The organism is Microvirga tunisiensis, assembly GCF_009296175.1.
In the GTDB taxonomy this organism is placed as follows: domain Bacteria; phylum Pseudomonadota; class Alphaproteobacteria; order Rhizobiales; family Beijerinckiaceae; genus Microvirga; species Microvirga tunisiensis.
The window spans coordinates 1-4,485 of sequence record NZ_VOSK01000436.1; the positions used below are offsets into that span (position 1 = coordinate 1).

Here is a 4,485-nt window from a genome sequence, read left to right on the forward strand (position 1 = left end):
AGTGTCATTCTGGAGCTATCTTGGCGATAGACTGGGAATTGCTGATGCGCCAGCCGTCCCGCGCCTGGCAGATCTGGTCAGCGACCGCTGCTCCTTAGCGTGATCGCCAACGGTTTTGCCCCTATTACCGATGTCGCTGCTAAGCGCCTGCAAGGATTGGCGTCTCAAGCCAGCGTCGTGGAGAAGGCGAAGGTGGCGCAGAAGGCCGTCACCATCGACAAGGCCATGCAGGCGAAGCGGACGGAGAAGATGCTGTCCGGTCTTAAGGATCAGGAGCGACGGGAAACTGAGAAAAAGGATCTCGCCTCCATTCTCGAGTTGCTCGCAAAGGGCGATAGCGCAAGCTTCCCGTAAGCTAGCGGAGTTACAAGTTGTCTCAAGTATAGAAACTTGAGAGATGCGAGATGGCGATCAGCCCGCCCTCAGATATTGTCAACGACGTCGCGAGGGCAGCCGACCCTGCGCGCTACCAAGCTGCCGCGCAGAAGCTTCTCGATGGCGCATCCGCCGTGGAAGGCGCCAGCTTCGATGATGCCGTGAAGTCGGTGGCCGGACAGCCTCTGATGACGTCCGGCGCCGATGTTTACACTCTACGAAACTCGCTTCGTAACGATGCCGAGTTGACCAGTGCCGCCCGGACGAAGAAGGCGCACCAGGAATTCGAAGCCTATATTCTGCAGACATTCGTTGAGTCCATGCTCCCGAAGGATGCCGAGAACACATACGGCAAGGGCAATGCCGGATCCATCTGGAAGTCCATGATGGCTGAGCAGATCGGGGCGCAGATTTCGAGGGTGGGCGGCATCGGCGTCGCAAAGCAGCTTCTCGGCCCCCGGGAGACCGGACCCTCCGCAGATATCCTAGCTCCTCCGGCGCCGCCGTCCTTCTCCGGTAAGACTTCACCCCAAAAGATATGACGAGGATGGCGGCCGGCCATCGCCATTGAACAGGAAGCAACATGATGCTGATGAAGTCCCTTGATCGCCTTGAAGAAACTCTGGATATGGAAACGGCCGCTCTCATGGCGCGTGACCTGTCCAATCTGGAGGAGTTCAACCGGCGCAAGAGCCAATGCCTCCTTGAGATCAGCCGGATCGTCCGGACGGCCGAGATCCATGCGCTTGACCAGAAGGCGACCAAGCGTCTCCAGGATCTCCAGGTTAAGATCGAGGCCAACCAGAATATTCTGCAGCGTCACATGCATGCCGTGCAGGAGGTCGCCAGCATCATCTCGAACGCGATACAGAACGCGGAGTCCGACAGCACGTACTCGGTGCACATGAACAGGGCGGGCTTCGGCGCATGATGAAGAACGTCATGGCGGGCTTCTGGGTTTGCGCCGTCACGCTGGCATCCTGCTACGCGGCCGTGACCTGGACCGTCGGCAAGGCGCCCACGGAGGAGAAGGGGAACTACGAGGGCTTGCAGTATAAGAAGCTGCCTCCGATGAATATCCCGATCGTCGCGGAAGGGGCCGTGCAGGGTTATGTGATCGCGAATCTGGTCTTTACGGCGGACGCCAAGACTCTGCGCGAGATCTCCGTGCCTCCCGAGGCTTTCATCCAGGACGAGGTCTTTCGCTACGTCTACGCCGATGAGACGCTCGATTTCAAAAAACTCTCTCGCTACAACGTCAATGGAATGATCGGCAACGTCCGAGAGAAGATCAACAAGCGGTTGGGTGCCGACATCGTCAAAGAGATCTTGGTCGAGAATTTCAACTTCGTCGATAAATCCGACATCCGCTCCTAGTACCGTCTTTCTATCCGAAGCGGCAGGGGCGATGGGGCCTGGGAAATTGTTTATGAGCTATTGCCTGATCGTTGATGACTCCCGCGTGATCCGCAAGGTATCCCGCGAAATTGTCGAGAGCCTCGGTTTTCGAGTCTCGGAAGCCGAGAATGGAGAGGCGGGCGTGAAGGCCTGCCAAGCCGAGATGCCGGACGTGATCCTCCTCGATTGGAACATGCCTGTCATGGACGGCTACAGCTTCCTCAAGGAACTGCGCAGCACACCGGAAGGCCAAACTCCGAAGGTCGTCTTCTGCACGACGGAGAATGGCCTGGACCATATCAGACGCGCGCTGGAGGCCGGCGCGGACGAGTATGTCATGAAGCCTTTCGACAAGGACATTCTCGCCGCCAAGCTCCAGGAGCTGGGTGTTCTTTCTGTATCCCATTCGGTGTGAGACGATGGCTCTATCTCCAGTCCCTCAGACAAGCCAGGTTCCCGGTCGCCTCACCCGCGTGATGATCGTGGATGACAGCGCCGTCATTCGTGGCATGATCGGCCGATGGCTGACGGAAGCCGGCGGCTTCGACATCGTCGCCACCGCGTCCAACGGTCGTATGGCCGTCGATGCGGCGGAACGCTCGAAACCCGAGATCATCCTGCTCGATATCGAGATGCCGGAAGTGGACGGGCTTGCCGCTCTGCCGCTGATCCTGAAGGCGCATCCGGCGAGCAAGGTGATCGTGATCTCGACGCTCACGCAGAGAAATGCCGAGATCTCCCTGAAATGCCTCTCGCTCGGCGCGGTCGACTATCTGGCGAAGCCGGAAAGTGCTCGCGCTGCCGGAGCGGCGAATGACTTCCGCCGCGATCTCGTCGAGAAGCTGCGGGCCCTGAGCGAAACAAAAGTCCGACAGCCGAGGGCCTATACGGCGCCGGCTCCGACCGTGGTCTCCTCGACTCCACTGGCTTCTGCAAGACCCGGTACCACGAAGCCTCAATGCCTGCTCATCGGTTCGTCGACGGGCGGCCCGCGCGCTGTCGAACGGGTTCTCTCGGACATGCGGCCGGTGCTGGCGAATATTCCCGTGCTGATCGTTCAGCACATGCCGGCGATGTTCACCGCGGTCTTTGCCGAGCATCTGCACACTCTGCTGTCGGTTCCGGCACGGGAGGCGCGGGATGGTGACGCCGTCGTCCCCGGAACGATCCTGGTCGCTCCCGGCGGGCGCCATATGGGCGTCGTATCCTCCGGAGGCAAGGCGACGATCCGGCTCAATGACGGGCCTCCCGAGAATTTCTGCCGTCCCGCCGTCGATGTCCTGTTCCGGGAGGCCGCCGCGGTCTATGGGGCGTCGGCGCTTGCCGTGGTCCTGACCGGCATGGGCTCGGACGGTACGCCTGGAGCGCGCTTCCTCACCAAGGCGGGCGCGACCGTGATCGCCCAGGACGAGGCGACGAGCATCGTCTGGGGCATGCCGGGCAGCATCGTGAAGGCGGGCTTCGCCCATGAAGTCCTCCCCTTGGAATCAATCGGCCGCTCGCTGAAGGGCCTCATCACGGGATCTTCGAAATGACCGAAGCCGAATTCGAAGCCCTGCGCGTCTTTCTGAAGGCCCGGTCGGGCCTGGCCTTGTCTCCGGACAAGCGCTATCTCGTCGAGAGCCGTCTCTCGTCGGTCTGCACGCGCTTCAAGATCGAGAGCCTCTCGCACCTCGTCCGTGAGATCAGAACCAGCCGCTCGATCGCGCTCGAGAAGGCGACGATCGAAGCGATGACGACTAACGAGACCTTCTTCTTCAGGGACAAGACGCCGTTCGATCTCTTCCAGGATGTCCTGCTTCCCAAGTATCTCAAGGAGCGGGCCTCCAGCCGCAGGCTGCGGGTCTGGTGCGCCGCGGCGTCGAGCGGCCAGGAGCCGTATTCGCTGGCGATGCTCCTGAAGGAGGCGTCCGCCCGCATGCCGGGGTGGCATATCGACATCGTGGCGTCCGACATTTCCACGGAAGTGCTGGAGAAGGCGAAGGCCGGTCTCTACAACCAGTTCGAGGTGCAGCGCGGATTGCCGATCCGGCTCCTCGTTAAGTACTTCACCCAAACGGGAGACCAATGGCAGATCTCATCCGAGATTCGCTCCATGGTGGACTTCCGCTATCTCAACCTTCTCGACGATTTCAGCCGCCTCGGTCCGTTCGATATCGTTTATTGCCGCAACGTGCTGATCTACTTCGATGCGCCTCTCAAAGCCAATGTCCTGCGCAGGATCGCCACTACGATGGCGGCGGATGGCTCGCTCCTGCTCGGGGCATCCGAGACCGTGCTCGGGGTCACCGACGCTCTAACGCTCGACCCGGCTCATCGCGGTCTCTATTCGAAGAATCCGACGGCGAATGCGCCAAAGATGTTTGCCGTCGGCGCACGCTAGCCGTTCCTATTCACCAGAGTTTGTTTCGGGGCCTATTTGGTAGCGCGGGCGTGCCGATCCGCTGCGTTTCTTTCACCGCGGCAAGGTCTGGAACGTGGGGAACGCGTTGGCAGGGACGGGATGGGATGACCGGGGCGATGGCAGCCCCGGCGCTCAGGGCGAGGCCGCCCGGGGCTGGGGTGCCAGAGCGCTCGCAAGACGGCGGACGAGATCCGCTTCCGGACAGCACGAGGCAAAGGCCAGTCGGATGCGGCTGGTGGTTTCCTGCACCCGCACGGCGATCTTGAGCAGGCGCAACCGCAGCGTTGCGAACTCCGCCCGGGCGAGAT

8 protein-coding genes are annotated in these 4,485 nt (G+C 61.1%); 7 read left to right on the plus strand and 1 reads right to left on the minus strand.

Features of this window, described 5'->3' with window-relative positions; genetic code table 11:
* Positions 1 to 99: 99 nt before the first annotated feature.
* From FS320_RS38680 to FS320_RS38710, 7 genes are read left to right on the plus strand one after another with little or no spacing between them, the layout of a single operon-like run.
* Positions 100 to 354, plus strand: a complete 255-nt coding sequence (locus tag FS320_RS38680) for a hypothetical protein (protein ID WP_152717639.1) — start codon at positions 100 to 102, stop codon at positions 352 to 354.
* A 50-nt stretch (positions 355 to 404) separates the two neighbouring features.
* Positions 405 to 917 (plus strand): rod-binding protein, encoded by a 513-nt coding sequence (locus FS320_RS38685; RefSeq protein WP_152717641.1) that lies wholly within the window; start codon positions 405 to 407, stop codon positions 915 to 917.
* 41 nt (positions 918 to 958) lie between these two features.
* Positions 959 to 1,306: a magnesium transporter CorA family protein gene (locus FS320_RS38690; RefSeq protein WP_152717643.1), complete on the plus strand. Its 348-nt coding sequence runs from the start codon at positions 959 to 961 to the stop codon at positions 1,304 to 1,306.
* Positions 1,303 to 1,752 carry a hypothetical protein gene (locus FS320_RS38695; RefSeq protein WP_244627661.1) on the plus strand — a complete coding sequence of 150 codons (450 nt, stop codon included), beginning with the start codon at positions 1,303 to 1,305 and terminating at the stop codon, positions 1,750 to 1,752. The genes FS320_RS38690 and FS320_RS38695 overlap by 4 nt, the downstream gene beginning before the upstream one ends.
* A 52-nt stretch (positions 1,753 to 1,804) precedes the next feature.
* Complete coding sequence (locus FS320_RS38700; RefSeq protein ID WP_152717645.1) at positions 1,805 to 2,188, plus strand: response regulator; 384 nt, start codon at positions 1,805 to 1,807, stop codon at positions 2,186 to 2,188.
* Between the two features lie 4 nt (positions 2,189 to 2,192).
* On the plus strand, positions 2,193 to 3,308 hold the full coding sequence (locus FS320_RS38705; RefSeq protein ID WP_152717647.1) for a protein-glutamate methylesterase/protein-glutamine glutaminase: 1,116 nt from the start codon (positions 2,193 to 2,195) through the stop codon (positions 3,306 to 3,308).
* Positions 3,305 to 4,156 carry a CheR family methyltransferase gene (locus tag FS320_RS38710; protein WP_152717649.1) on the plus strand — a complete coding sequence of 284 codons (852 nt, stop codon included), beginning with the start codon at positions 3,305 to 3,307 and terminating at the stop codon, positions 4,154 to 4,156. The genes FS320_RS38705 and FS320_RS38710 overlap by 4 nt, the downstream gene beginning before the upstream one ends.
* Positions 4,157 to 4,309: 153 nt before the next feature.
* Here the strand turns inward: FS320_RS38710 and FS320_RS38715 are convergent.
* Positions 4,310 to 4,485, minus strand: a 176-nt coding sequence (locus FS320_RS38715) for a transposase (protein ID WP_192926244.1), incomplete at its 5' end; no start/stop codon positions are given.